Source organism: Agromyces sp. MMS24-K17 (assembly GCF_043950245.1).
Taxonomy (GTDB): Bacteria; Actinomycetota; Actinomycetes; order Actinomycetales; family Microbacteriaceae; genus Agromyces.
This window is the reverse complement of the sequence record NZ_CP171640.1, coordinates 341,271-364,046: the sequence shown is the minus strand read 5'-3', so window position 1 is coordinate 364,046 and position 22,776 is coordinate 341,271. Positions and strand designations below refer to the sequence as shown.

The following is a 22,776-nucleotide window of genomic DNA, read 5'->3' as shown; positions in this document are numbered from 1 at the left end:
GTGCCGGCCGCAGGGCGGGAATACGCTGGAGGCATGCCAGCCGAGGTCTCCGAACTGTTCGACGCGAGCCAGTGGACGGATGCGGCGCCCCGCGTCGCCGGCCCCGACGGCCTCACCGACCTCACCTACCACCACTCGCTCGACGGGCGCATCGCGCGCATCGCGTTCGACCGGCCGGAGGTGCGCAACGCCTTCCGGCCGCACACCGTCGACGAGCTGTACCGCGCGCTCGAGGACGCGCGCACCGACCCGCGCATCGGCGTGGTGCTGCTCACCGGCAACGGCCCGAGCGCGAAGGACGGCGGCTGGGCGTTCTGCTCGGGCGGCGACCAGCGCATCCGCGGCCGCGACGGCTACAAGTACTCCGACAGCGAGACGGCGGTGGTCTCGGGTGCGACGCAGGCCGCCGTCGGCCGCCTGCACATCCTCGAGGTGCAGCGACTGATCCGCTTCATGCCGAAGGTCGTCATCGCGGTCGTCCCCGGCTGGGCCGCCGGCGGCGGGCACTCGCTCCACGTGGTCTGCGACCTGACGATCGCGAGCCGCGAGCACGGCCGCTTCAAGCAGACCGACGCCGACGTGGGCTCGTTCGACGCCGGCTACGGCTCGGCGTACTTCGCCCGCCAGATCGGCCAGAAGTTCGCCCGAGAGGTCTTCTTCCTCGCCGAGGAGTACTCGGCCGACCGCGCGTACGAGATGGGTGCGGTGAACCGGGTGGTGCCGCACGCCGACCTCGAGCGCGAGGCGATCGCGATGGCGCGCACGATCCTCACGAAGTCGCCGACGGCGATCCGCATGCTGAAGTTCGCGTTCAACGCGGTCGACGACGGCATGGTCGGCCAGCAGGTGTTCGCGGGCGAGGCGACCCGGCTCGCCTACGGCACCGACGAGGCCGTCGAGGGGCGCGACGCGTTCCTCGAGAAGCGCGACCCCGACTGGGGCCCCTTCCCGTGGCACTTCTGAGATGACGCCGCTCGCCCGCGTGCCCGCGACCGACGTCGCGGCGCTGACCGCGGCGCTCGCGGCGGCCCTCGACGGCGGCCCCGCGGTCTGGCCGGTTCCCGCGGGCGCCGCACCCGCCGGCGCCCCACCCGCCGAGGTCGACGACGGCATCGCGCTCGTCGTCGAGACGAGCGGGTCGACGGATGCCCCGAAGCGCGTCGCCCTCTCCGCCGATGCGCTGCGCGCGAGCGCCGAGGCCACCCACGACGCCCTGGGCGACCCCGGCCAGTGGCTGCTCGCCCTGCCCGGCCACTACATCGCCGGCGCCCAGGTGATCGTGCGGGGACTCGTCGCCGGCACCCGCACGGTCGTGGTCGAGGGCGAGCACTTCGACCCGGCCGCGTTCGCGGCGGCGTCGGCCGGGCTCGACCCGTTCGTGCCGCACTACACGTCGCTCGTGCCGGTGCAGCTGTCCCGCCTCGTCGAGGCCGCCGAGCGCGACCCGTTCATCGCGGCGGCCGCACGGTCGTTCGACGCCGTGCTCATCGGCGGCCAGGCGCTCGCGCCCGCGACCGCGGACCGCGCCCGCGAGCTCGGCGTGCACGTCGTGCGCACCTACGGCTCGAGCGAGACCGCCGGAGGCTGCGTCTACGACGGACGGCCGATCGGCGAGGCGCGCGTGCGCATCGTCGACGACGGCGTCGAGCTCGCCGGCCCGATGCTCGCGGCCGGGTACCTCGCCGACCCCGAGCGGACCGCTGCGGCGTTCACGACCGACGCCCGGGGCATCCGCTGGTACCGCACCGGCGACCTCGGCGCGCTCGAGGCCGACGGACGGCTGCGCATCCGCGGTCGCGCCGACGACGTGATCATCTCGGGCGGCGTCAAGGTCGCGCTCGGCGAGGTCGAGCGCGCCGTGCGCGCACTGCCCGGCCTCGGCGACGCGGTGGCCGTGCGGGTCGCCGACCCCGAGTGGGGCGAACGGGCCGCGGTCGTGGTGCCCGAGCCCCCGGGCGGGGCATCCGCCTCGCTCGACCTGCTCGCCGAGGCGACGGATGCCGCGGGGCTGCACCCGGCCGCGCGGCCGGTGCGCCTGCTCGTGCTCGACGCACTGCCGCTGCTGGGCTCGGGCAAGCCCGACCGTCGCGCGATCGCCGCCCTGCTCGCGGCGGGCGCATAGCCCGTTCATAGCGCCCGATCGTTAGCATGGCCGGGTGGCACGCCCGACCGACGGGGAGACGACCCCCGACACCTCCCGTAAGAAGTCCCGCACGTACGCCCGCTCGGGCAACCCGGCTCGCGCCGCGCGCGAGCCCGTGGCTGCGCGGGGACCCGCGACCTTCGGCGACTGGGTCGGCGCCGCGCGCCTGCGCACCCTGCCGCTCGCGATCGCGCCCGTCGTGCTCGGCACGGGCGCCGGCGTGGTCGCCCTCGGCGCCGGCCAGTGGCACCCGACGCGGGCCGTGCTCGCGCTCGTCGTCGCGCTCGCCCTGCAGATCGGCGTGAACTACGCGAACGACTACTCCGACGGCATCCGCGGCACCGACGACCACCGCGTCGGCCCCGCCCGCCTCACCGGCGCCGGGCTCGCGAAGCCGAGGCACGTGCTCATCGTCGCGCTGTCGTTCTTCGCCGTCGCCGGCCTCGCCGGGCTCGCGCTCACGGTCATCACGCAGCAGTGGTGGCTGATCGCCGTCGGCCTGGTCGCCATCGTCGCCGCCTGGTTCTACACCGGCGGGAAGCATCCGTACGGCTACGCCGGCCTGGGCGAGCTCTTCGTCTTCGTGTTCTTCGGCCTCGTCGCGACCGCCGGGTCGGCGTTCGTGCAGGCCCTCACGGTGAACCTCGAGGGCTGGCTCGGCGGCGTCGGCGCAGGGCTCCTGGCCTGCGCCGTGCTCATGGCGAACAACCTGCGCGACGTGACGCAGGACCGGGCGGCCGGCAAGCGCACCCTGGCCGTGCTCGTCGGCGCGACGGCCGGGCGCGTGCTCTTCATCGTGTTCACGCTCGTGCCGTTCGCGATCGTCGTGTTCTTCGCGCTGTTCTACCCGCCGGCGTGGCTGGTCCTCTTCGGCCTGCTGCTGGCGCTGCCGGCGTGCATCATCGTGGCGACCGCGAAGGCGCCGAGGGAGCTGCTCATCGCGCTGCAGCTCGCGAGCTTCACGGCCCTCGTCTACGGCGTGGGCCTCGGGCTCGCGTTCGCCTTCTAGCGGCCGCGTCGCGCGCTAGCGGTCCTCGCCGAGCGCGGCGTCCTCGGCCTCGTCGTCGGTCGTGGGCGCGGGCTTGGTGCGCGACCGAGCGGCGTGCAGGTCGCGGGCGAGCTCCTCGCGGGGCTTGCGAAGGAACAGGTACGAGGCGGCGAGGCCGAACAGCGCCGCGACGATCGCCGACAGCCACCAGGGCACGTTCGCGAGCATGAGGACGGCGAAGGGGACGGCGAACAGCAGCACGCGGATGACGCTGAACCAGACCCACGTGGGCACGGATTTCACCCTGCCAGTGTAGGCAGCGGAGGCTGGGCGTCCGCTCAGCGGGTGGCCCGGCCGAGACGGTCGCCGGACCGGTTCCGAGCACGGTCGGAAGAGTTCGTCAACCTCCCAGCCGGTCGTGACCCGGGCGTGCCTATACTCAGGGAATAGTGGTCAAGTTCTTCGTCGCCGCGGTTGCGGCATACGTGGTGTTCACGATCTACGCGGTCGTGGATTGCTCGTTGTTCGACCGCGCACGCATCCGTGCGATCGGCAAGGGCTGGTGGATCGTCGTCATCATCCTGGTGCCTGTCATCGGCGGCGTCCTCTGGTTCGTCATCGGCCGCGGACGGGTGGGGAAGGCGGCGCAGCAGCGTCGCGGCGGCCCGATCGCACCCGACGACGACCCCGACTTCCTCCGGCGGCTCGACCGCGACGCCGAGCAGGACGAGCGCATCCGGCGCCTCGAGCAGGAGCTGGCCGAACTCGACGGCGACGACCCGGTCGACGGCCAGGACGAGCACGACCACCACGACACGGGCGCCGACCCCAGCCGACGACGCACCGACCCGGGCACCGACGGGGCCGCAGGCGAGACGGGTCCGACCGGCCGCCCGAATGCCTGAGTCCGGCGTGCGCCGGAGCCCCGCGAGCGCCTACGCGCTCGCCCTCCTGACCGGTCTCGTGCGCGGCGGCCTCACCGACCTCGTCGTCGCGCCCGGTTCCCGTTCGCAGGCGCTCGCGCTCGCCGCGGCCGAGCTCGAGGCGGCCGGCCGGCTCCGCCTGCACGTGCGCATCGACGAGCGCGGCGCCGGATTCCTCGCGCTCGGCCTCGCCCTCGAGTCGGGGCGGCCCGCGGCCGTGATCACGACGTCGGGCACGGCCGTCGCGAACCTGCACCCCGCCGTGCTCGAAGCCCACCACGCGAGCGTGCCGCTCATCGTGCTGACGGCCGACCGCCCGGCCGAGTCCCGCGGCGTCCGTGAGAACCAGACGACCGTGCAGCCCGGCATCTTCGCCGGCGCGCTGCGCTTCGAGCGCGACGTCGAGGCCCCGGGCGGCGTCGACGGCGAGCCCGAGTCGGCTCGCCGCCTCGCGCGCCGCCTGCTCGCGGCGTCGCTCGGCACCGACGACCTCGGGGTGCCGATCCCGTCGCCGGGTGCCGGCCCGGTGCACCTGAACGTGCAGCTGCGCGAGCCGTTGTCGGCGCCGCTCACGATCGACGACCTCGCCCATGCGGATGCCCCGGGCGAGGTATCCGGCTCGGCCGCGCCGGCGCGCTCGTTCGCGCAGGAGGCCGCCGACGCCGCGCGCGCCCGCATCGGTGCGCCCTCGGCGGAGGCCGAGCCCGCGGGCACGTTGATCGAACGCGGGCCGCTGACCGTCGTCGTCGCCGGCGCCGGTGCGGGGGAGCAGGCCGAGGCGTTCGCGCGGGCCGGCGGCTGGCCGCTGCTGGCCGAGGTCTCGAGCGGCGCCCGCTTCGGGCCGAACCTCGTCGTCGCGTACCGGGAGCTCCTCGACGAGCCCGGGTTCGGCGACCGCGTCGAGCGCGTGGTCGTGTTCGGGCATCCCACCCTGTCTCGCCAGGTGCCCGCCCTGCTGCGTCGCGACGGCGTCGAGGCGATCGTCGTCGCGCCGTCGGGCGTCGAGTGGTTCAACCCGGGGCGCCGGGTGCGGCGGTTCCTCCGCACGGTGCGCGCGGAGGAGCGCGAGCCGACGCCCGAGGAGCGCTCCTGGCTCGGCCGGTGGGTGCGCGCGAGCCGGATCCTGCTCGACGCCGAGGCATCCGCGCAGCCCGGGGCATCCGAGGCCGCCGTCGCCAGCGGCATCGACGAGACCGGGCACGTGTCGGACTTCGCCGCGCAGCGCGCGTACATGAGGGCGCAGCTCGCCAGGATGCGCGAACCCGTGACCCGGCGCATGCTCGTCGAGGCGGTCTGGGCGGCGACCTGGCCGCACGACCGGCTGCTGTTCGGGGCGTCGCGGCTCATCCGCGACGCCGACAAGGTCGTGCCGGGGCGACGCATCCCCGTGTTCGCGAACCGCGGGCTGTCGGGGATCGACGGCACGCTGGCGACCGCCACCGGACTCGCGATCGCGAGCCAGGCCGGCGCACTGGCGCCCGCCGCCGCGGCGCCCGTTGCGCACGAGCCGGCCGCGCAGCCGGCTGCTCGCACCGGCGTGACCCGCGCGGTCGTGGGCGATCTCACCTTCCTGCACGACGTCGGTTCGCTGCTGCTCGGCGCCGGCGAGGCGCGACCGCGACTCCAGGTCATCGTCGGCAACGACGGCGGCGGCACCATCTTCGACTCGCTCGAGGTCGCCGACGGCACCGACGCGGCGCGGTTCGACCGCGTGCAGTACACGCCCCATGCCGTCGACCTCGCCGGGCTGGCCGCCGCGTACGGCTGGGCCTACCGGCGCGCGGCGACCCGCACCGAGCTCGACGAGGCATTGGGCACCGCGGTCACGGAGCCGTCGATCGTCGAGGTGCCGCTCGAGCGCTGAGCGCAGCGCGCGCCGGCTCCGAGGCATCCGCTCGCCGCATCCCCTTGCCCCGTCCTTCGCGGCGTCGGCAGGATGGGCGCAAGGGGCCGCGACGACGCCTGGCCCGACGAGAGGAGCGGGCCATGGGCAGGGAGTCGTTCTGGAAGGAGGACCCGTCGGAGCTGCTGCGCGCCGCGCCGGGCCTCCGCCTTGCCGACGTCGACCCCGACGGGCACCCGGGCATCCACGGTTCCAAGCACGACGGGGCGACCGCGCTGAAGCTCGGCGCCGACATCCTCGCCGACCTGCAGGAGCTGCTGTTCGCCGACAGCCGCCTCGGCGACCGGCGGCGCATCCTCCTCGTGCTGCAGGCGATGGACAGCGCCGGCAAGGGCGGCATCGTGAAGCACGTCATGGGCTCGGTCGACCCGCAGGGCGTCGCGCTCACCGCCTTCAAGAAGCCGACCGAGGAGGAGCTCGGCCACGACTTCCTCTGGCGCGTCAGCAAGGCGGTGCCCGGGCCCGGGCTCATCGGCGTGTTCGACCGCTCGCACTACGAGGACGTGCTCATCGGCCGGGTGCGGCAGCTCGCACCGCCCGAGGAGATCGAGCGCCGCTACGACGCGATCAACGGGTTCGAGCGAGGGCTGGTCGCCGGGGGCACGACGATCATCAAGGTGATGCTGCACATCTCCCGCGACGAGCAGCGGAAGCGACTGGGCGACCGCCTCGACCGCGCCGACAAGCACTGGAAGTTCAACCCCGGCGACATCGACGAACGCGAACGGTGGGACGACTACCAGCGCGCGTACGAGGTCGCGTTCGAGCGCACGTCGACGCCGGAGGCCCCGTGGTACGTGGTGCCGGCGAACCACAAGTGGTACGCGCGGCTCGCGGTGCAGCACCTGCTCATCGACGCACTCGAGGCGATGCAGCTCGAGTGGCCGAAGGCCGACTTCGACGTCGACGAGCAGCGGGCGCGGCTCGCGGCGTCGTGAGGGCGCGAGCGCCCCGCCGCGCGGTGCTCAGCCGCCGAACGCCTCGACGATCGGCTTGAACTTGATCACGGTCTCGGCGAGCTCGGAGGCCGGCACCGAGTCGTGCACGATGCCGCATCCCGCATAGGCGGTGACGGTGCCGTCGGGGTCGACCTGCGCGCAGCGCAGCGCGATCGCCCACTCGCCGTCGCCGTCGCCGTCGACCCAGCCGACCGGGCCGGCGTAGCGGCCGCGGTCGAAGCCCTCGAGCTCGGCGATGACGGCGAGCGCCACCTTGCGCGGGGTGCCGCCGACGGCCGCCGTCGGATGCACCGCTCGCACGAGGTCGAGCGAGCTCGCCCCGTCGCCGAGCGTGCCCTTCAGGTCGGTCGCGAGGTGCCAGAGGTTCGGCAGCTGGAGCGTGAACGGCTCGGGGCTCGTGTCGAGCCGGGCGGTGTGCGGTTCCAGCCGCTTCACGGCGCTCGCGACGGCGAGGGCGTGCTCGGCGCGGTCCTTCGCGGAGTCGAGCAGCGCGGCGGCGCGGTCGCGGTCGGATGCCTCGCCGGCGCCCCGATCGGTCGTGCCCGCCAGCACGCGCGCGGAGACCTGGCCGTGGTCGACCCGCACGAGCGTCTCGGGGCTCGCCCCGATCAGGCCGTCGACGGCGAACACCCACGTGTCGGGGTAGTCCTCGGCGAGGCGGTTGATCGTGGCGCGCAGGCCGTCGTCCTCGTGCAGCTCGCCGACGAGCTGCCGGGCGAGCACGGCCTTCTCGAACTCGCCGGCGTCGATGCGGCGCACGGCCTCGGCGACGGCGCCCTCGTAGCGCTCGGGCGTCATCGTGCCGGGGCGGAACTCGACGTGCGGCACCCGCCGCTTGGGCGCCGGCTCGGGGATCTCGGGTTCGTCCGACGCGCGGCGGCCGCGGCCGTCCGAGCTCGGCTCGGCCTGCTCGTCGTCGCCGGTCGACAGCGAGATGCGGGTCACCCACGCGCGGCCGTCGCGCCGACCGAGCACGAGCTCGGGCACGATGAGCACGCTCGGCACCTCCGAGTCGTCGGCGAACGCGAAGGCGCCGAACGCGACGAGCCCGGTGCCCGGCAGGCCCACGTGGTCGTGCACGTTCGCGCGTTCGGCCAGCGCCTGCCAGGCGGCGGCCGCATCGTCGACGCGGTCGGGCCCGGACGCCTCGATCCGCAGCACCTCGCCGAGGCCGACGATGCCCTCGCCGCGTCGCAACCAGACGAGGGGGTTGCGTGGGTCGGTGCGGGGGATGAGCGGCTCGGTCTCGTCGACCGCCACCGTCCGCACGGAAAGCCGTGGTTCGCTCACCCGATCCACCCTACGTCCGTCCGGCCCGACCCCCGGTCGGGGGAATGGCGTCGGGAGGGGCGGATGACTAACGTCCGGGTGATCGGCACCACCCCAGGATCCCCCACCCCCCATACCCGATTCGCCGATACCCCCTCGGAGGACGCCGTGCTGTCCAAGATCCTCGCTGCCCTTTCGCTCGCCGTCGCCGCCGCGCTCGCGGTGCCCGCTGCCGCCGTCGCGGAGGACTATCCGCCGACGATCCCGCCCACCGTCGGCGTCCAGCCGACCCTCGCCGGCAGCACCGTCGTGCCGGAGTGCTCGGCCGACGTCCCGTGGATCACCTACCGCATCGTGCTCACCGAACCGGGGATCAAGGCGACCTCCCGCTCGGCGAGCCTCGTGATCAGCTCCGGCTCGAATTCCACGACCATCCCGCTCGGCGAGATCCCCGCGAGCGGCGTGCTCGAGGGCGAGGTGCTGTGGCCGGGTGCCGAGGTCGGACCGGACGGCCGTGGTGCCGGCTGGCCCGGGTGGGCGCTCGTCGACGGCGAGTGGGTGGAGACCGACGGCAACTTCCGATGGACGCGCGGTGACATCACCGCGACGATCGTCGTGAACCCCGAACTGCCGGTCGCACTGAGCTACCCGCAGGCGACCCCGGACTGCGCGACCGGCCCGGCCGGACACACGTCCACGCCCGTGGGCGGATCCCCGCTGGCCGGGACCGGCGTCGACCCCGCGCTCTGGGCCTTCGGAGCCGGCGCGATCGTCCTGCTGCTCGTCGGCGGCGGCATCGTCGCCATCGGGCGACGCCGCTCGCGTCCCGGCGGTACGGCGAAGTCGTGACTGAAGCCGTCGAGGACGCGACCGAGCCTCGACGGCATCGGCGGGCGATCAGGATCGCGGTGGCCGTCGCCGCCGCGATCCTGATCGCCGCGGTCACGTGGGTCGCGGTGCGCGGATGGCTCGCCAAGGGCGAACTGGAGGCGGCGATCCCCGTCGCCCAGCAGCTGGCGGAGTCGGCCGGCGCAGGCGTCGTCGAGGTCGACGACGCGGTCACGACCCTGCAGCAGCACACCGCGGAAGCGGCCTCGCTCACGTCGGATCCGATCTGGCGGCTCGGGGAATCGGTGCCGTGGGTCGGCGACGATCTCCACGCGGTCCGGGCGATCGCCGAGTCGGCCCACTCGCTCGCGGAGGACGTGGGCCCGCTCGTCGACGCCGCGGCGTTCGGCGACGACGGCGTGATGTCCGCCGCGGGCCACGTCGACCTCGGCCGCCTCGCGTCCCTCGAACCGGCGGTCGCCGCCGCGGCGTCGGACCTCGTGTCCGCATCACGACGGATCGGCGGGCTGCCGGCGGGCGGACTGCTGGAACCCGTCGCGGACGCGCGCGAGCGGTTCGACGGCCTCCTGTCGCGCGCGACCCCGATCGTCACGACCGCCGCCACGGCGCTGCGACTCGCGCCGCCGATGCTCGGAGCGGACGGCCCGCGCGACTACCTGGTGCTCGTCCTCAACAACGCGGAGCTCCGCACGACCGGCGGCATCCCCGGCGCGATCGCGCAGGTGCACGTCGAGGACGGCGCGATGTCGCTCGCGCGGATCGGCGGCAACGGAACGGTGCGCAGCGAGCTCGACGGCTTCGACCCGCTGCCGGAGGCCGAGACCGCCCTGTGGGGCGACAAGCCGACGAGGTTCGTGCAGAACGTCACGATGACTCCCGACTTCGCCCTCACCGCCGCGCTGGCGCGCGAGTTCTGGCTGCGGTCGACGGGCACCGACGTCGACGGGGTGATCGCCGTCGACCCGGGGTTCCTCGCGGGCGTGCTCGCCGCCACGGGGCCGATCGAGGCGGGCGGCGACACCCTCTCCGCCGACGACGTCGTGCGGACCCTCCTCGTCGACTCCTATTCCCGCATCCCCGACGCCGACGCGCTCGACGAGTACTTCGCGCAGGTCGGCAGCGCCGTGTTCGATCGCCTCACGGCCGGTGACGTCGATGCGGCGCGGCTGCTCGACGCGTCCGCGAGCGCGGCACGCGAGGGCCGCATCTCGATGTGGAGTGCGGATGCCGGGGAGCAGGGTCTGCTCGCGACCACGACCCTCGGCGGCCCGTCCGCCGCGCTCGACGCGGCGGGACCGGAGTCGTACGGCGTCTACCTGAACGACACCACCGGGGCCAAGATGGATCCCTATCTCGACGTCGAGATCGCCACGGGCACGGCTTCGTGCCGCGGTGACGGGCTCGCGGACGTCGGGGTGCGGGTGACCCTGACGAACAGTGCTCCGGCCGACGCGGCCGACACCCTGCCGTTCCTCGTCGCCCTCGACGGGCGGTACGGCGTGCCGCCGGGATCGGTCGGCACCGACATCGCGGTCTACGGGGCGCCGGGGTCGTTCCGCGGCGGCGTGCGCGACGGCGGCGACCTCATCGCGACCGTCGATGCCACCGCGGCCGATCGGCCGGTCTCCATGCACGGCGTCGTGCTCGCCCCGGGCGAGTCACGGACGGTGGAGTACCGGTTCGTGGCGGCGGAGGCGGGTCAGGGCCGTCCCGTCGTGCGCCATACGCCGCTCGTCGACGATCCGGAGGTGTCCTCCTACACGCCCGCCTGCGGCTGACGAGCTCAGGCCTCGACGACCTCGACGCCGTGCCAGAAGGCGACCCGGCCCTCGATGTCGGCGGCGGCCTGCGACGGCGCGGGGTAGAACCAGGCGGCGTTCGGGTTGCGGCGGTCGCCGACCTCGACGTGGAAGTAGTCCGCGGTGCCCTTCCAGTGGCACACCGAGTGGTTCCCGCTCGGGCGGAAGTACTGCTCGTCGAGCGACTCCCGGGGGAAGTAGTGGTTGCCCTCGACCACGACCGTGTCGTGGGACTCCGCCAGCACCGCGCCGTTCCAGATCGCCTTCATGGGTTCCTCTCTCGGGATCCGTTCGCTTCCGACAGGGTGGAACGGTGCGGTTCCGAGGGGCATTCCCCGTCTCGGCGGGTTCCCAGCCGGTACCCGGCGACGGATGCCCCGAGCGGCATAGACTCGGAGGATGACTCGCGCTGACCTGGGCAAGGACCCGTCGCAGGTGTCGGCGATGTTCGATCGGGTCGCCGCCCGCTACGACGTGACGAACAACGTGCTGTCCGTCGGCAACGCGCCGCTCTGGCGCGTCGCCACGACCCGGGCCGTTGACCCGAAGCCGGGCGAGAAGATCCTCGACGTGGCCGCCGGCACCGGCACCTCGAGCGCGAGCCTCGCGAAGAGCGGCGCTTCGGTCGTCGCCGCCGACTTCTCGCCGGGCATGATCGAGGTCGGCCGGCAGCGCCAGGCGGGCGTGTCGAACGTGGTGTTCGTCGAGGCCGACGCGACCGACCTCCCGTTCGGCGACGACGAGTTCGACGCGGTGACCATCTCGTTCGGCCTGCGCAACGTCAACGAGCCGAAGGCGGCCCTCCGCGAGTTCCTGCGGGTGACGAAGCCCGGCGGCCGGCTCGTGGTGTGCGAGTTCTCGCAGCCGCCGGCACCGCTCGTGCGCAGCGGCTACGACTTCTACCAGCGCCGGGTGATGCCGCCGCTGGTCAAGCTCGCGAGCTCGAACGACACCGCCTACGAGTACCTCAACGAGTCGATCAACGCCTGGCCTGACCAGCGCACCCTCGCGGCCTGGATCCGCGAGGCCGGCTGGACCGAGGTCGCCTACCGCAACCTCACCCTCGGCGTCGTCGCCCTGCACCGCGGGCGCAAGGCCGGTGGTTGAGCCGGTCGGTGGTTGAGCTCGTCGGTGGTTGAGCTCGTCGGTGGTTGAGCTCGTCGAAACCACGGTGGCCGAGGTGGTTTCGACAGGCTCAACCACCGGTGGTGCGGGTGGTTTCGACAGGCTCAACCGCCGGGGTGGCGCGGGGCATCCGCTCAGGTACCGCCCCGGTAGGGTAGGGACGTGACTCCGAGCCTTCCGGTCGCGCGACGCGGCGCCACGCTCGCTGCCAATCTGGGGCTGAGCGAGCGCGTGTTCTCCTCGGCCTCCGACCGTGCGATGGCGAAGGCCATCGATGCCGGCCTCGAACGGGTCGAGGCGGGCCTCGCGAGAGAGGTCGCGTTCGCCGACCCGATCGCCGGGGCATCCGCTCGCTACCTGCTCGACGCCGGCGGCAAGCGGGTGCGGCCGATGCTGACCCTGTTGGCCGCCCAGTTGGGCGACGGCGCGAACGACGACGTCGTCGTCGCCGCGCAGGCGATCGAGGTCACCCACCTCGCGAGCCTGTACCACGACGACGTCATGGACGAGTCGGAGCGCCGCCGCGGCGTGCCCAGCGCTCAGACGGTGTGGGGCAACTCGGTCGCGATCCTCACGGGCGACCTGCTGTTCGCGCGCGCCAGCCAGCTCATGGCGCGGCTGGGGGAGCGGGCGATCAAGCTGCAGGCCGACACGTTCGAGCGGCTCGTCATGGGCCAGCTGCACGAGACCGTCGGGCCGCAGCCGGGCGAGGACCCGATCGCGCACTACATCCAGGTCCTCGCCGACAAGACCGGCTCGCTCATCGCCGCGGCCGCGCAGTCGGGCGTCGTGTTCTCGAACGCCGACCCCGCGTACGAGCAGCCCATCGTCGACTTCGGCGAGAAGATCGGCATCGCGTTCCAGCTCATCGACGACGTCATCGACCTCTCGCCGAAGCCCGAGACCACCGGCAAGGTGCCCGGCACCGACCTCCGCGCCGGCGTCGTCACGCTGCCGCTCCTGCGGCTCCGCGAGGTCGCGACGGCGGATGCCTCGTCGGCCGCCCTGCTCGAGCGCATCGAGCGCGACGTCATGCCGCCGACGCCCGACCCGGCCGCGCTCGTATACGAGACGAACACCGGGGCATCCCGCATCATCGCATCGCCCGACACGATCGACGGGATCATCGCCGAGCTCCGCGAGCACGAGGTGACCCGCGCGACCCTCGCCGAGGCGCACCGATGGGCGCGCGACGCGGTCGACGCCCTCGACGTGCTGCCCGACGGGCCCGTGAAGAAGGCGCTGACGCGCTTCGCCGACACCATCGTCGAAAGGTCGAGCTAGTGACGAGGAACAAGCTGCGCCTGGCCATCGTCGGGGCGGGCCCTGCCGGCATCTACGCCGCCGACATCCTGCTCAAGTCCGAGCGCAACTTCGACGTCTCGATCGACCTGTTCGACCACCTGCCCGCCCCGTACGGGCTCGTGCGCTACGGCGTCGCGCCCGACCACCCGCGCATCAAGGGCATCATCACCGCCCTGCGGGAGGTGCTCGACCGCGGCGACATCCGCATCTTCGGCAACGTGCGCTTCGGCGAAGACCTGACGCTCGACGACCTGAAGCACCACTACAACGCCGTCATCTTCGCGACCGGAGCCGTGCGCGACGCGTCGCTGCACATCCCCGGCGTCGAGCTCGACGGCTCCTACGGGGCCGCCGACTTCGTGAGCTGGTTCGACGGGCATCCGGATGTCCCGCGCACATGGCCGCTCGAAGCCGAGTCGGTCGCCGTGATCGGCAACGGCAACGTGGCGCTCGACGTGTCGCGGATCCTCGCCAAGCACGCCGACGACCTGCTGCCGACCGAGATCCCGCAGAACGTCTACGAGATCCTCAAGCAGTCGCCGGTGACCGACGTGCACGTCTTCGGGCGCCGCGGCCCGACGTCGGTGAAGTTCACCCCGCTCGAGCTGCGCGAGCTCGGCGAGCTGCGCGACGTCGACATGATCGTCTACGACGAGGACTTCGACTACGACGACGCGGCGCACGCCGCCGTCGCGGGGAACAAGCAGGTCTTCGTCATCGACAAGGTCCTCCAGCAATGGCGGAAGCGCGAGGTGGGGGAAGCGTCGCGCCGCCTGCATCTGCACTTCTTCGCGAAGCCGCTCGAGATCGTGCCGAACGGCGACGGCCGGGTCGGCGCGATCCGGTACGAGCGCACCGCGCCCGACGGGGAGGGCGGCGTCGTCGGCACCGGCGAGATCCGCGAGATCCCGATCCAGGCCGTGTACCGCGCGGTCGGGTACTTCGGGTCGCCGCTGCCGGGCATCCCGTTCGACAAGAAGTTCGGCGTCATCCCGAACCACGAGGGCCAGGTGCTCACGCGCGACAAGGCCACCGGCGAGGCGCGCCAGCTGTACGGCGTCTACGCGACCGGCTGGATCAAGCGCGGACCGGTCGGGCTCATCGGCCACACCAAGTCCGACGCGATGGAGACGATCCGCCACCTGATCAACGACCTCGGCAACTGGTGGAACCCGGAGTCGCCGACGGAGGAGTCGGTGGTCGAGCTGCTCGACTCGCGCGGCGTGCGCTGGACCAACCTCGACGGCTGGCACCGGCTCGACGAGCACGAGATCTCGCTCGGCGCCGCTGAGGGCCGTGCGCGCGTGAAGGTCGTGCCGCGCGACGAGATGGTGGAGATCTCGCGCGGCGAGGTGTAGCGCTCGGACGCCGCGGCGTCAGACACCGCCGCCGAGGAGCAGGAGCCAGCTGCCCACGCCGATGAGGCCGCCGAGGAGCGGCGCGGCCACCGGCACCCAGGCGTAGCCCCACTCCGACGAGCCCTTGTGCCGCAGCGGCAGCACCGCATGGATGATCCTCGGGCCGAGGTCGCGCGCGGGGTTGAGCGCCGGCCCGGTCGGGCCGCCCAGCCCCACCACCAGCGCCCACACCAGGAACCCGATCGCGAGGTGCGCCACGGCCGGTTCGTCGGCGGTGAGGGGCGAGTGCACGAGCGCGAGCGCGCTCGAGAACAGCACCACCGAGCCGAGCAGCTCGCTCACGAAGCCGTTCAGGCGGCTGTGCGCCGAGTTGATGGTCGAGAAGGTCGCGAGGATGTCCTCGGGGGTGTCGGTGCGGTCGTAGTACGGCTTGTGGGTCGCCACGATCGCGAGCTGCCCGACCATCGCGCCCGCGAACTGGGCGAGGACGTACGGCGCGACGTCGGCCCACGGGAAGAGTCCCCAGGTCGCGAGCCCGAGCGTGAACGCGGGATTGATGTGGCTGCCCGAGATGCCGCCGAACATGATCGCCGGGATCATCACGCCGAAGCCGTAGCCCATCGCGATGAGCGCCCAGCCGCCCCGGAAGCCCTTCGAGCCCCGGAGGTGCACGTTCGCGACGGCGCCGTTCCCGATGATGATCAGGAACGCGGTGCCGATGAACTCGCACGCGACGCGGATCGCGAGCGGATACGACGGGTCCATGCGCCCAATCTGGCAGGCCGGCGGTGGATGGGCGCGGCTTGCCGCGGCGCGCCGCGCGCTACGCTCACGCCATGCCCTTCGCGACCTCCGTCACCGTGGCGATCGCCGTCGTGCTCGGCGGCGTGCTGGGGTGGTGGCCGCTGGCTGCGTGGGCCGAGCGCAACATGCACGACGACCGGATGCCCCGCCGCACGGTGCGCGTCGTCGTCGCGCTCACGACCGCGGTCATCTGGGGCCTCGTGGTCTGGCGCATCGGCGTCGTTCCCGTGCTGCCGGCGGTGCTCGCGTTCACGGCGGCGGGGTCGGTGCTCGCGGTCGTGGACCTCGCCGAGAAGCGGCTGCCGAACGCCGTGATCGCTCCCACCTCGGGGGTCGTCGGTGCCCTGCTCGTGTTGGCGTCGGCCCTCACCGGCCAGTGGATCGCGCTGCTCTGGGCGTTGCTCGGGGGAGCGGCGATGTTCGCCGTCTACCTGATCCTCGCGCTCATCTCGCCGTCGTCCATGGGGATGGGTGACGTGAAGCTGGCCGCGCCCATCGGGATGCTGCTGGGATGGTTCGGCCTGTCGGCCTGGCTCATCGGCCTGCTGGGGGCGTTCGTCGTGGGCGGGGTGCTCGCGATCGTGATGCTCGCGCTGCGACGCGTGACGCTGCGCGGGTCGCTGCCGTTCGGTCCGTCGATGCTCGCGGGGGCGGTCGTCGCGGTGCTGTTCTTCGGCTGACGCCGCCCCAGTCCGGGGGGTTCGAAACCGGGCCGAGTGTGAGTATCGCTCAATTCTTTCGCGTGTCAATCCATCGATGCGGATTCGTTGCAAACGCCCCCGAAGAGGGGTGCCCGTTTTTGCGCAAACCCCCTGAAGGGGGGCGTATTTCGGCCTAGAAATGCCGGGTGGCGCGTGCGTAATCTCCTCTGCACCGGATGTACCCGCGTCTGGTTGCATCCACTACCCACACAACCCGAAGGATGTTCCCGAAATGCTCAAGGCATACACGCGCATGCTCGCGCAGATCAACTCGCTCCGGTCCCAGGAGGAAGGCGCGACCGCGGTCGAGTACGGCCTCATCGTCGCGCTCATCGCGGGCGTGATGATCGTCGGCGTCGCCCTCTTCGGCACCAACCTGGCGGACATGTTCAACGACCTCGCAGCGTGCATCCAGGGTGCACCCGGCGCGGCCGCGTGCACGTTCAACTAGGCGCTTGAGCCTTCGAGTCGGCCGCACCAATGGCGGTGCGGCCGACTCGCGCTCAGAGGTCGAGTGAAACGATGTTTCTCTTTCGAGGCAGACGTGCGTCCTCCGAACGCGGCGCGGCCGCGGTCGAGTTCGCACTCGTCGTGCTCCCGCTGCTGGTCGTCATCTTCGGCATCGCGGACTTCAGCTGGGTGTTCAACCAGCAGGTGTCGATCTCGAACGCCGCACGTGAGGCGGCTCGCTACTACGCGGTGCACGAGCATTCCGGGGGACGCCGGCTGAGGCGGTCACCTGGGGCAAGAACGCCGCACCGTCGATCAACGCGGCGACCTGGTCTGCGGGCGCGACGCAGTTCACCGTCCTCCAGGGTTGCGATGCCGCGAAGGACGGGTACAGGGAGGAGATCGCCGGAAAGGTCACTGCGGAGGTCAAGATCCCGCTCGCCACGATGACGGGGTTCTTCGACCCGCTGTTTACGCAGGCGACGCCCCTCAAGGCGAAGGGAATGACGGTATGCGGCGGATAGCAGATCGACTGAACGACGAACGCGGCGCCAGCGCCGTTCTCGTCGCCATCCTCATGGTGGTGCTGGTCGGCCTCTCGGGCTTCGCGATCGACGTGGCCGCCACGTACTCGGAACGCGCGCAACTGCAGAACGGTGCCGACAGTGCGGCACTCGCGGCGGCGAAGACGTGCGCCAACGTGCCGGCGAGTTGCACGAAGCCCCAGCTCGACCCCGCCCTCGGCCCCATCGCCGATGGCAACCAGGCGAACTCGCTTGGCGGGGTCGCGACGTCCGCCGTCCTCGTTCCCCCCGGGATCCAGCTTCCGTCGGCTTCGCAGCCGGGGAGGGTCACGGTCTCGGCGCAGACGGCCAACCTGCCCCACCCCTTCGCGGCCGTACTCGGCATCACCAACTCGCCGGTGGTCGCGAAGGCGACCGCGGAGTGGGGAGCCCCGAACCGAGGCGACACGATCGCGCTCACGATCGCGAAATGCGAGTTCGACGACCTTCCTCCGCAGCCGGCCGACACCGTCAATCCGCAGCGAACGCTGCTGCTGATCAACAACGGGAACACGGCCATGCCGTGCGCGAACGGCGCACCCGGCGGGTTCGGCTGGTTGGACGGCGTGAACTGCGAAGCCACGGTCGCCCTCAACGCGACCGTCGGCGGCGAGGTCGGCATCCAGCCAAACCCGAACAAGAACGGCTGTTCGAACACTCACCTCAACACGCTGCTCTGCCAGGTCGTGCTGATCCCGCTCTACGACTCGTTCACGAGCCAGGGCAGCGGCACGATGTTCCACATCGAGCGATTCGCCGCCTTCCGGATCACCGGACTGAAGACCGGCGGCGCGCAGACGGCCACCTACTGCGGCGGCTCCACCCTGGCACCCGCCTTCCCCGGGGGTGGCAACGCCAAGGGCATCCAGGGCTACTTCATCGACTACGTCGACTTCGGCGAGGACTTCGACCTGGGTGCCGCTCCCGACGGAGGCCTGATGATCGTTCGTCTGGCCCCGGACCCCTCCTGAACCCCTACCCGCTCAGAGGAAACACGAACCATGAAGACCCGAATCATCGGCGCGATCGTCGCCCTCGTCATCGCCGTCGTCGGCGCATTCGTCCTGATCAACTACGTGCGCGGTGCCGACGCCCGCGCCGCCGGCGGCGCGGAGCTCGCCGAGGTCTACCTCGTCAGCGAGGAGATCCCCGAAGGCACCGCCGGCGAAGCCGTCTCCGACTACGTCGCAGTCGGCACCGTGCCCCGGCGCAACCTCGTGGAGGGCTACGTCACCGACCTCTCCGAGCTGGAGGGACTGGTAGCCGACAGCGACCTCCTCGCCGGGGAGCAACTCGCGACCGCTCGGTTCATGTCCCCGGAGGACCTCGCGGCCACCGGTGACGTCCAGGTGCCCGCGGGCATGCAACTCATCTCGTTCACGCTGCCGGCCGACCGTGTCGTCGGCGGCCAGGTGCGCGCCGGCGACCACATCGGGCTGGTCGGCACGGTGGACCCCGACGAAGAAGGCGACGCCGCGGACCTCGTGAACCCGGTCAGCAAGTTCGCCTTCCACGGCGTCCTCGTGACCAGGGTCCAGGGTGTCGTGCTCCCGGATCCCGAGACGGGTGAAGAGGCCGACCAGGGCGCGACCGACGCGATCATGGTCACGGTCGCCCTCGGCACGCACGACGTCGAGCGGTGGGTGTGGTTCACCGAAGGCGAGGCCGCGGACTACGCGCAGATGTGGCTCACCCTCGAGAACGACCAGACCGACAACGGCGGCTCGTCGCCGGTGGATGGAAGCGCAGCGTTCGGATGACTCCCTACCTGCTCGTCAGTCGCTCCGCCGAATACGAGTCGAGACTGCGGGGCCTGCTCGGGGAACGCCTGCGGGTGATCCCGGGAGAATTCGTCCGGCTCGGGCCGGAGAGCGTCGTCGACCGGGCGGGCGAACCGCGCATCGTCCTGCTCGGCCCGATCCTCAACTACGAGGAGACACGAGGGCTCGTGAACGAGCTCACCGACCGGCATCCGAACCTCGGCGTCGTCGTGGTCCGGGAGCAGCGCTCCGACCTGGAGGACTGGGTCGATGAGCTCGCGATGCACGCCGTGCTCAGCCCGAACGCCAATGACGAGGCCACGCTCGAGCTCATCGACCGACTCTCCGAGTGGCTCGTGGCCCACGGCCGCGCCGCCATGGACGACTTCGACGCACCTCCGGAGCTCGAGATCGACGACCTGTCGTTCGCCTCGCTCGAGACGTTCGCGGAGCCGGAGCTCGACGATGTGCCGGCCGGCATCGAAGACCCACCGGCGGACGTCCCGGCCGAGTCCGCATCGGACGAGCTTGCACAGGCGCCGGTCCAGCAGGCATGGGACTTCCCACCGCTGGCCTCGGGCACCCCGAGCGAGGCGATCGCGGTCGTCGCGCCCAAGGGCGGCCAGGGCAAGACGACGCTCTCGATCAACCTGGCGACAGGGCTCGCCGAGATCGCGCCGAACTCGGTCGTCCTCGTCGATGCCGACCTGCAGTTCGGCGACATCACGGCGGCGCTGGCGCTCGTGCCCGAGGGCACGATCGTCGACGCGGTCGCGGCGGCCGACGACGAGCTCGTGCTCAAGACCACGCTCACCCACCACGACGACGGGTTCTTCGTGGTCGCGAGCGCGCCGTCGCCCGAACTCGCGGACCACGTCCCGGCGGCTGCGCTCGGGGCCCTGATCGAGCGGCTCCGGCGGCTCTTCCGGTACGTGATCGTCGACACGACGCCCGGCCTCGGAGAGCACTCGCTCATCGCACTCGAGCACGTGACCGACGCGGTGTTCGTGATGAACATGGGCGTGCCGAGCCTTCGAGCCGTGCGCACCGAGTTCGAGCTCCTGAACGCCATCGGGCTGATGCCCGTCAATCGGCACGTAGTGCTGAACATGAGCGACCGGCTGAGCGGCCTCACCGCACGCGACGTCGAGCACATCATCGGGGCGCCCGTCGACGTGGAGGTCCCCCGGTCATCGGCCGTGCTGCTCGCCTCGAATCGAGGCGTCCCGCTCATCCACGACGACGTCCGCGACCCGGCCGCCAAGGCCATCCGGTCGCTCGTCCAGCGCATCGCGCCGGACGCCTTCCCGAAGCGCAGCATCATCCATCGAAAGCGGCGAAGCAATGAACCTGAGTGACCGCCTGAGCGCCGCCCGCAACCCGCAGGCCGCGTACCCCGTCGAGAGCGCCGCCGCGGACGCGGCCGGCGTGACCACGAGCCGTCCATCGGTGACCGGAACCGACCTGTTCGGAGCACCCGACGTGACGCCTCCGGAGCCGACGGACTCGGACTCGCTCCCGGCCGGGCTCGATGGGGCCGACTCCTCGACCGCGGCCCTGCTGCACCCGGCCCATCGAGCCGCTCCGGCGACCCCCGTCGAGCCCCCTCGCCGAGACCAATCCGTCGACCCGCTGGCCGGCGTGAAGGAGAAGGCCGCGCAGGAGCTCTTCGGTCGCATCGGCGCTCGCATGAACGACGCATCGCTCACCGAGGACCAGCTCCACGCGCTCGCCAGGGGCGAGCTCGCCGAGATCGTCGCGGCCGAGCAGCTCGCGCTGTCCACCGTCGAGCGCAACCGGCTCATCGAGGAGATCGGCGCCGACGTGCTCGGCTACGGACCCCTCGAAGCCCTGCTCGCAGACCCGACCGTGAGCGAGATCATGGTCAACCGGTTCGACCAGGTGTACGTCGAGCGAGCCGGCCGGCTCACGGAGAGCTACCACCGGTTCACCGGAGAGCCGCAGCTGCGTCGCGTGATCGAGCGCATCGTCTCGCGGGTCGGCCGCCGGGTCGACGAGTCGTCGCCGTTGGTCGACGCCCGCCTCGAGGACGGGTCGCGCGTCAACGCGATCATCCCGCCCCTCGCCGTGAACGGGTCGTCGCTCACCATCCGCAAGTTCGCCGGCACCCCGTACACGGTGAGCGACCTCATCGGCTTCGGGACCCTCTCGGATGAGTCGGCCGCCGTGCTGGATGCCGCGGTCCGGGCCAAGCTGAACATCCTCGTCTCGGGTGGTACCGGCACTGGCAAGACGACGCTCCTCAACGTGCTGTCGGCGTTCATCCCGAGCGACGAGCGCATCATCACCATCGAGGACGCGGTCGAGCTCCAGCTCCAGCAGGAGCACGTGGTGCGGCTCGAGTCCCGCCCGGCGAACATCGAGGGCCGTGGCGAGATCACGATCCGCGACCTCGTGCGGAACTCGCTGCGCATGCGGCCCGACCGCATCGTCGTCGGCGAGGTCCGCGGCGCCGAGTCGCTCGACATGCTGCAGGCGATGAACACGGGCCACGAGGGGTCGATCTCGACGATCCACGCCAACTCGCCCCGCGATGCGGTGTCCCGCATGGAGACGCTCGTGCTCATGGCCGGGATGGACCTGCCGCTCCGGGCGATCCGCGAGCAGATCGCCTCGGCGATCGACATCATCGTGCAGATCAGCCGCCACAAGGACGGCGTGCGCCGGATCACCCACATCACCGAGGTGCACGGCATGGAAGGCGAGGTCGTCACCCTCCAGGATGCCTTCGACTTCGACTACTCGCGCGGATACGACGCCGACGGCGGCCTGCTCGGGCGGCTCGAGCCGACGGGCGTCCGTCCTCGGTTCGCCGAACGAATCGCCGACCACGGCATCCCGCTCCCCGTCAGCCTCTTCCAGCGACAGTTCCATGACCTCGTGGGAGAGATCCGATGAGTCCCGTCGTGCTCGTCGCGGGCATCAGCCTCTCGTTGCTCGCGCTGCTGGCCTTCCTCTTCCTCGTGATCGCCCCGCCGGCGCCGCGGGTGGCGAAGGAACGTCGTCGCGCCCCCGGAGTAGAGGAGGTCTCGACGCTCACCCGGCTCACCGAGCGGACGACCGAGGCGCTCGACAAGGTCTCGTCGAAGCGGAAGGGGCGTCTCTTCGGGGCGGAGGAGCTCGAGCTCGCCGGGATCCAGACCGAGCAGAGCGGGTTCCTGGTGCTCGTGGCATCGGCCTCCTCGGTGCTCGCGATGGTGGGGGCACTGCTCGGGCTCGCGAACGGCTCGGCGATCCTCCTCGCCCTCCTGTTCGCACTGCTGGGACCGATCGGCGCGAAGGTCGTGCTCGTCATGCGCACGTCGCAGCGACGGGCGAGGTTCGCGGACCAGATCGACGACACCGTGCAGTTGCTCTCCGGCGGGCTCCGAGCCGGCCACGGCTTGTCGCGTGCGCTCGCCGGCGTCGCCAACGATGCGGAGTCGCCGATGCGGGAGGAACTGGCCCGAGTGGTCAACGAGACCCGCCTCGGCCGGGATCTCGCCTCGTCGCTGGCGCTGACCGCGACCCGTATGAAGAGCGCGGACTTCGAGTGGGTGTCCCAGGCCATCGCCATCAACCAGGAGACGGGCGGCAACCTGGCGGAGGTGCTCGACCAGGTCGGCAAGACCATCCGCGAGCGCAACCAGATCCGCCGTCAGGTGAAGTCGCTGAGTGCGGAGGGCCGGCTGTCGGGCATCATCCTGATCGCCCTCCCCATCGGCGTGGCGCTCTTCCTGTCGGTCGCCCAGCCCGGCTACTTCGCCCGGTTCTTCGAGAGCATCATCGGCCTCATCGCGATCGCCGCCGCCGTGGTGCTCCTCATCCTGGGCAGTATCTGGATCGCATTCACGGTGAGGGTGAAGTTCTGATGGAT

At 71.9% G+C, this 22,776-nt stretch carries 23 protein-coding genes; 19 read left to right on the top strand and 4 right to left on the bottom strand.

Going from position 1 to position 22,776, the window contains the following annotated elements; genetic code table 11:
• The first annotated feature begins 33 nt into the window (after positions 1-33).
• From ACGGZK_RS01555 to ACGGZK_RS01545, 3 genes are read left to right on the top strand one after another with little or no spacing between them, the layout of a single operon-like run.
• On the top strand, positions 34-963 hold the full coding sequence (locus ACGGZK_RS01555; protein ID WP_395244514.1) for a 1,4-dihydroxy-2-naphthoyl-CoA synthase: 930 nt from the start codon (positions 34-36) through the stop codon (positions 961-963).
• Between the two features lies 1 nt (position 964).
• On the top strand, positions 965-2,122 hold the full coding sequence (locus ACGGZK_RS01550) for an AMP-binding protein (RefSeq protein ID WP_395244513.1): 1,158 nt from the start codon (positions 965-967) through the stop codon (positions 2,120-2,122).
• Between the two features lie 34 nt (positions 2,123-2,156).
• Entirely contained in the window at positions 2,157-3,152 is a 996-nt protein-coding gene (locus tag ACGGZK_RS01545; protein ID WP_395244512.1) for a 1,4-dihydroxy-2-naphthoate polyprenyltransferase, read from the top strand.
• 15 nt (positions 3,153-3,167) lie between these two features.
• Here the strand turns inward: ACGGZK_RS01545 and ACGGZK_RS01540 are convergent, their stop codons facing one another.
• Positions 3,168-3,434 (bottom strand): DUF4229 domain-containing protein, encoded by a 267-nt coding sequence (locus ACGGZK_RS01540; protein ID WP_395244511.1) that lies wholly within the window; start codon positions 3,432-3,434, stop codon positions 3,168-3,170.
• Between the two features lie 146 nt (positions 3,435-3,580).
• Here ACGGZK_RS01540 and ACGGZK_RS01535 point away from each other — a divergent pair, with 146 nt between their 5' ends.
• The 3 genes from ACGGZK_RS01535 to ACGGZK_RS01525 all read left to right on the top strand — a co-directional run bounded on the left by ACGGZK_RS01535 (position 3,581) and on the right by ACGGZK_RS01525 (position 6,895).
• Positions 3,581-4,036, top strand: coding sequence for a PLDc N-terminal domain-containing protein (locus tag ACGGZK_RS01535; RefSeq protein WP_395244510.1), 456 nt, complete (start codon positions 3,581-3,583; stop codon positions 4,034-4,036).
• Positions 4,029-5,918 (top strand): 2-succinyl-5-enolpyruvyl-6-hydroxy-3-cyclohexene-1-carboxylic-acid synthase, encoded by a 1,890-nt coding sequence (gene menD, locus ACGGZK_RS01530; RefSeq protein WP_395244509.1) that lies wholly within the window; start codon positions 4,029-4,031, stop codon positions 5,916-5,918. The genes ACGGZK_RS01535 and menD overlap by 8 nt, the downstream gene beginning before the upstream one ends.
• Before the next feature lie 122 nt (positions 5,919-6,040).
• Complete coding sequence (locus tag ACGGZK_RS01525; protein WP_395244508.1) at positions 6,041-6,895, top strand: polyphosphate kinase 2 family protein; 855 nt, start codon at positions 6,041-6,043, stop codon at positions 6,893-6,895.
• Positions 6,896-6,922: 27 nt separating this feature from the next.
• Here the strand turns inward: ACGGZK_RS01525 and ACGGZK_RS01520 are convergent, their stop codons facing one another.
• Positions 6,923-8,206 carry an isochorismate synthase MenF gene (locus ACGGZK_RS01520; protein WP_395244507.1) on the bottom strand — a complete coding sequence of 428 codons (1,284 nt, stop codon included), beginning with the start codon at positions 8,204-8,206 and terminating at the stop codon, positions 6,923-6,925.
• A gap of 147 nt (positions 8,207-8,353) precedes the next feature.
• On the opposite strand from ACGGZK_RS01520, the gene ACGGZK_RS01515 reads away from it, so the two are divergent.
• Both ACGGZK_RS01515 and ACGGZK_RS01510 read left to right on the top strand, forming a co-directional pair.
• Positions 8,354-9,034, top strand: coding sequence for a cell wall protein (locus ACGGZK_RS01515; protein ID WP_395244506.1), 681 nt, complete (start codon positions 8,354-8,356; stop codon positions 9,032-9,034).
• Positions 9,031-10,812, top strand: a complete 1,782-nt coding sequence (locus ACGGZK_RS01510) for a DUF4012 domain-containing protein (protein ID WP_395244505.1) — start codon at positions 9,031-9,033, stop codon at positions 10,810-10,812. The genes ACGGZK_RS01515 and ACGGZK_RS01510 overlap by 4 nt, the downstream gene beginning before the upstream one ends.
• 5 nt (positions 10,813-10,817) lie before the next feature.
• Here the strand turns inward: ACGGZK_RS01510 and ACGGZK_RS01505 are convergent, their stop codons facing one another.
• The gene (locus ACGGZK_RS01505; RefSeq protein ID WP_395244504.1) at positions 10,818-11,102 is read right to left on the bottom strand and encodes a DUF427 domain-containing protein; all 285 of its coding nucleotides are present in this window, start codon (positions 11,100-11,102) and stop codon (positions 10,818-10,820) included.
• A 130-nt stretch (positions 11,103-11,232) separates the two neighbouring features.
• Between ACGGZK_RS01505 and ACGGZK_RS01500 the strand changes: the two genes are divergently transcribed.
• The 3 genes from ACGGZK_RS01500 (at position 11,233) to ACGGZK_RS01490 (ending at position 14,621) form a co-directional block, all read left to right on the top strand.
• On the top strand, positions 11,233-11,940 hold the full coding sequence (locus ACGGZK_RS01500) for a demethylmenaquinone methyltransferase (RefSeq protein ID WP_395244503.1): 708 nt from the start codon (positions 11,233-11,235) through the stop codon (positions 11,938-11,940).
• A gap of 180 nt (positions 11,941-12,120) precedes the next feature.
• Complete coding sequence (locus ACGGZK_RS01495) at positions 12,121-13,242, top strand: polyprenyl synthetase family protein (protein WP_395244502.1); 1,122 nt, start codon at positions 12,121-12,123, stop codon at positions 13,240-13,242.
• Positions 13,242-14,621, top strand: coding sequence for an FAD-dependent oxidoreductase (locus tag ACGGZK_RS01490; protein ID WP_395244501.1), 1,380 nt, complete (start codon positions 13,242-13,244; stop codon positions 14,619-14,621). The genes ACGGZK_RS01495 and ACGGZK_RS01490 overlap by 1 nt, the downstream gene beginning before the upstream one ends.
• Positions 14,622-14,639: 18 nt before the next feature.
• On the opposite strand, the gene ACGGZK_RS01485 is transcribed toward ACGGZK_RS01490, so the two are convergent.
• On the bottom strand, positions 14,640-15,386 hold the full coding sequence (locus ACGGZK_RS01485; protein WP_395244500.1) for an MIP/aquaporin family protein: 747 nt from the start codon (positions 15,384-15,386) through the stop codon (positions 14,640-14,642).
• Between the two features lie 71 nt (positions 15,387-15,457).
• Between ACGGZK_RS01485 and ACGGZK_RS01480 the strand changes: the two genes are divergently transcribed.
• From ACGGZK_RS01480 to ACGGZK_RS01445, 8 genes are all read left to right on the top strand, one after another.
• Positions 15,458-16,105 (top strand): prepilin peptidase, encoded by a 648-nt coding sequence (locus ACGGZK_RS01480; RefSeq protein WP_395244499.1) that lies wholly within the window; start codon positions 15,458-15,460, stop codon positions 16,103-16,105.
• Positions 16,106-16,358: 253 nt separating this feature from the next.
• Positions 16,359-16,577: a Flp family type IVb pilin gene (locus tag ACGGZK_RS01475; protein ID WP_395244498.1), complete on the top strand. Its 219-nt coding sequence runs from the start codon at positions 16,359-16,361 to the stop codon at positions 16,575-16,577.
• Between the two features lie 29 nt (positions 16,578-16,606).
• Positions 16,607-17,026: a TadE/TadG family type IV pilus assembly protein gene (locus tag ACGGZK_RS01470; RefSeq protein WP_395244497.1), complete on the top strand. Its 420-nt coding sequence runs from the start codon at positions 16,607-16,609 to the stop codon at positions 17,024-17,026.
• Between the two features lie 61 nt (positions 17,027-17,087).
• Complete coding sequence (locus tag ACGGZK_RS01465) at positions 17,088-18,110, top strand: TadE/TadG family type IV pilus assembly protein (protein ID WP_395246018.1); 1,023 nt, start codon at positions 17,088-17,090, stop codon at positions 18,108-18,110.
• 30 nt (positions 18,111-18,140) lie between these two features.
• Positions 18,141-18,899: a Flp pilus assembly protein CpaB gene (locus ACGGZK_RS01460; protein WP_395244496.1), complete on the top strand. Its 759-nt coding sequence runs from the start codon at positions 18,141-18,143 to the stop codon at positions 18,897-18,899.
• A complete protein-coding gene (locus tag ACGGZK_RS01455) occupies positions 18,896-20,257 on the top strand; it encodes a CpaE family protein (protein ID WP_395244495.1) in 1,362 nt (453 codons plus the stop codon). Before ACGGZK_RS01460 ends, ACGGZK_RS01455 begins: the two co-directional genes overlap by 4 nt.
• Positions 20,244-21,818: an ATPase, T2SS/T4P/T4SS family gene (locus tag ACGGZK_RS01450; RefSeq protein WP_395244494.1), complete on the top strand. Its 1,575-nt coding sequence runs from the start codon at positions 20,244-20,246 to the stop codon at positions 21,816-21,818. The genes ACGGZK_RS01455 and ACGGZK_RS01450 overlap by 14 nt, the downstream gene beginning before the upstream one ends.
• Positions 21,815-22,771 (top strand): type II secretion system F family protein, encoded by a 957-nt coding sequence (locus tag ACGGZK_RS01445; RefSeq protein WP_395244493.1) that lies wholly within the window; start codon positions 21,815-21,817, stop codon positions 22,769-22,771. Before ACGGZK_RS01450 ends, ACGGZK_RS01445 begins: the two co-directional genes overlap by 4 nt.
• Positions 22,772-22,776 lie beyond the last annotated feature (5 nt).